Source organism: Actinomyces bouchesdurhonensis, assembly GCF_963540955.1.
In the GTDB taxonomy this organism is placed as follows: domain Bacteria; phylum Actinomycetota; class Actinomycetes; order Actinomycetales; family Actinomycetaceae; genus Pauljensenia; species Pauljensenia bouchesdurhonensis.
The window spans coordinates 1-2,878 of record NZ_CAUTSL010000099.1 but is presented as its reverse complement, the minus strand read 5'-3'; the positions used below and the strand labels follow the sequence as shown (position 1 = coordinate 2,878).

Here is a 2,878-nt window from a genome sequence, read left to right as displayed (position 1 = left end):
CTCCACTCCGGCGGATTCCAACACCTCCTACACCCTTAAATGCGAAGAGCCGGTTCACGACCAGTCCGGGCCTTCCCGTATTGATGAGGCGTCAGCGCAGGATGCGCGCCAGGAAGTCCCGGGTTGCCTGTTCGCGCGGGTCGTCAATCACCTGCTCGGGCGGACCCTGCTCGACGATCTGCCCGTTACGGAGGAACACGACGCGGTCGGCCGCCTGGCGGGCGAAGCTGATCTCGTGCGTCGCCATGAGGATGGTCGACCCCTGCGCCTTGATCTCGCGCACGAGATCCAAGACCTCGCCGACGAGCACCGGGTCCAGCGCGGCCGTGATCTCATCCAGCAGGAGCAGCTCCGGGTTCGTGGCGAGCGCGCGTGCGATCGCGACGCGCTGCTGCTGGCCACCCGATAGGCGATCCGGGTACTCCTTCGCCTTGTCCTTCAAGCCGATGCGGTCCAACAGCTCCAGGCCGCGCTCGCGCGCGCGGTCCTTGTCCCAGCCGTGCACCTTGCGGGCCGCCAGCGTCACGTTGTCCAGCACCGACATGTGGGGGAACAGGTTGTAGTGCTGGAACACCACTCCGATGCGCGCGCGTATCTGATCCGCGTTCGCGCGCGGATCCGTGATGTCCTCGCCGCCCAAAAAAATCTGGCCGTCGTCCACGCGCTCCAGCAGGTTCGCGCAGCGCAGCAGCGTCGACTTACCCGAACCAGACGCGCCCAACAGGACCACGACCTCGTGCGCGGCGACGTCCAGGTCCAGGCCGCGCAGGACGACATTGTCGCCGAAGCGCTTGACGACGCCGACGGCGCTCAGGACCGGGGTCGTGTTGTCCGAGGCGGGGGAGGCCTCGTGCGTAGTGGGGACCGACATCAGACGGTGCCTCCCATCTGCTCGCGCTTACGCAGCCGGGCCGTGTACCAGTCCGACAGGCGAATGAAGGGGAACGACAAGACGATGAACAGCAGGCCGGCGACCACGTAGGAGGTCATGTTGTAGGTCTTGGCCTGCACCATCTGCGCCGAGCGGATCGCGTCGACCGCGCCCAGGACCGAGATCAGGCCGACGTCCTTCTGCATCGAAATGAAGTCGTTCATCAGGGCGGGCGTGACCTTGCGGATCGCCTGCGGAACGATGATCATGCGCAGCGTCTGCCCGTGGGTCAGGCCCAGCGAGCGGGCCGCGTAACGCTGGGAGGGGTGCACCGAGTCTAGGCCCGCGCGCAGCACCTCGGCCACGTACGAGGAGTACGTGAGGATCAGCGCGACCGTGCCCAGGAACGCGGTCGGGATGCGCGTCGTCGGGTTGAGCGCGGGGATGCCGAAGCCGATCAGGTAGAGGACGACCAGGAAGGGGACGCCTCGGAAAATGTCCGTGTACGCCGCCGCCAGGAAACGGATCGGGAAGAACACGGGGCCGGCCAGCGTGCGCGCGACCGCCAGCAGGGTCGCGAACACGGCGACGCCGAGCACCGCGATCAGCAGGATCCGGATGTTGAGCCACAGGCCGGACAGGACCTGGGGGAAGGCCTGGACGAAGTACTTGCCGTTGAAGAAGGTGTTGCGGGTGGCCTCCCACCCGTCGGAGTTGACGACCACGGCGATGAGGACTCCGGCGACCACGATCGTGGAGGCCAGGGAGATGAGAATCGAGCGGACCGTCTGCTTGCGCCGATAAGCGCGACGGCCACGCTCCACCGCCGAAACGGTGAGCGTGGCCGCCGCGTTACTCGAGTAGTCACTCATGAATGAGGCCTCACTTGAGGGTGGGCACGTTCTGTGCCTCGTTCAGCCACTTCTCCTGCAGCTCGGCGAGCTTGCCGGACGAGGCCAGGCGATCGACCGCGGCCGAGACCGTGGGGGTCAGCTTGGAACCCTTGGGCAGGACGATGCCGTACTCCTCGCCGCCCGTCGTGTCGTCGAACTGGCCGATGATGACGCCGTCATCGATCTGCGCGGAGACCATGTAGAAGGCGGTCGGCAGGTCGACGACGATCGCGTCCACGCGGCCCGTCTGTAGGGCCAGGACCGTGTCGTCGGAGGAGTTGAACATCTGCAGCTTCTGCGTGAGTCCGGGCTCGAGGTTCTCGGAGGCGAACTGCTGAGAGGTGGTGCCGGCCTGGACGCCGATGAGGACGTCCTTGAGGTCCGCGATGGATGTCGCACTGGCGGCAGGGGAGCCGGCCTTGGTGATGATCGCCGAGGTGGTCGTGTAGTAAGGGGACGTGAAGTCGACGGCGTTCTTGCGCTCGTCGGTGATGGAGAACTGCTGAATGTTCAGGTCCCAGTCCTTCGCGCCGGGGGTGATCGACGAGTCGAAGGTGGCGCGCACCCACTGGACGTTGTCGGCGCTGTAGCCGAGTTCCTCGGCCAGGGCGTAGATGACGGCCGACTCGTAGCCTTCGCCCGAGGCCGGGTCGTTGTTCAGGATCCACGGCGAGTAGGCGGGGTCGGAGGTGGCGACGGTGAGCTTACCGTCCGTCACGGTCGGCAGGGCGCCGGGGCCGTAGGTCTGCTCGGCGTCGGAGGAAGAGGAAGAGCTCGTGCCGCCCGAGCAGGCGGCCAGGCCGAGGGCCGCGACGGCGGCGACGGCAGCGAGGGAACGGACAGAGCGGCGCATGGGGCCTCCCGGTGACGTGGGGGATCCCGCCGGTGAGGGCGGGTCTGACTCGATGAGCGTATCGGTGCGCCGAAAGACGCGCTGGCATAGGTCCGATGCACGAAACAATGGAACGAGGCCTGGGCTGGGAAACGTTGAAATCGTGAGGGTTTCGGGGCTGTGGGGGATGGGACACAGTGGCGCGTGGCTACGCGTAGGGACCGGGCCCGGACCAGATCCACAGTTCGTCGGAGTGGACGAGGTGCCAGCGGGCCTCCTCGT

Annotated in this window: 3 protein-coding genes; all 3 read right to left on the bottom strand. The window is 66.8% G+C overall.

Features of this window, described 5'->3' with window-relative positions:
• Nucleotides 1-91 precede the first annotated feature (91 nt).
• The 3 genes from RYL44_RS10140 to RYL44_RS10130 are packed head-to-tail and all read right to left on the bottom strand — an operon-like array spanning nt 92 to nt 2,617.
• Entirely contained in the window at nt 92-871 is a 780-nt protein-coding gene (locus RYL44_RS10140) for an amino acid ABC transporter ATP-binding protein (protein ID WP_314975918.1), read from the bottom strand.
• A complete protein-coding gene (locus RYL44_RS10135; RefSeq protein WP_314975917.1) occupies nt 871-1,743 on the bottom strand; it encodes an amino acid ABC transporter permease in 873 nt (290 codons plus the stop codon). The genes RYL44_RS10140 and RYL44_RS10135 overlap by 1 nt, the downstream gene beginning before the upstream one ends.
• 10 nt (nt 1,744-1,753) lie before the next feature.
• The gene (locus RYL44_RS10130) at nt 1,754-2,617 is read right to left on the bottom strand and encodes an ABC transporter substrate-binding protein (RefSeq protein WP_314975916.1); all 864 of its coding nucleotides are present in this window, start codon (nt 2,615-2,617) and stop codon (nt 1,754-1,756) included.
• Between the last annotated feature and the right edge of the window lie 261 nt (nt 2,618-2,878).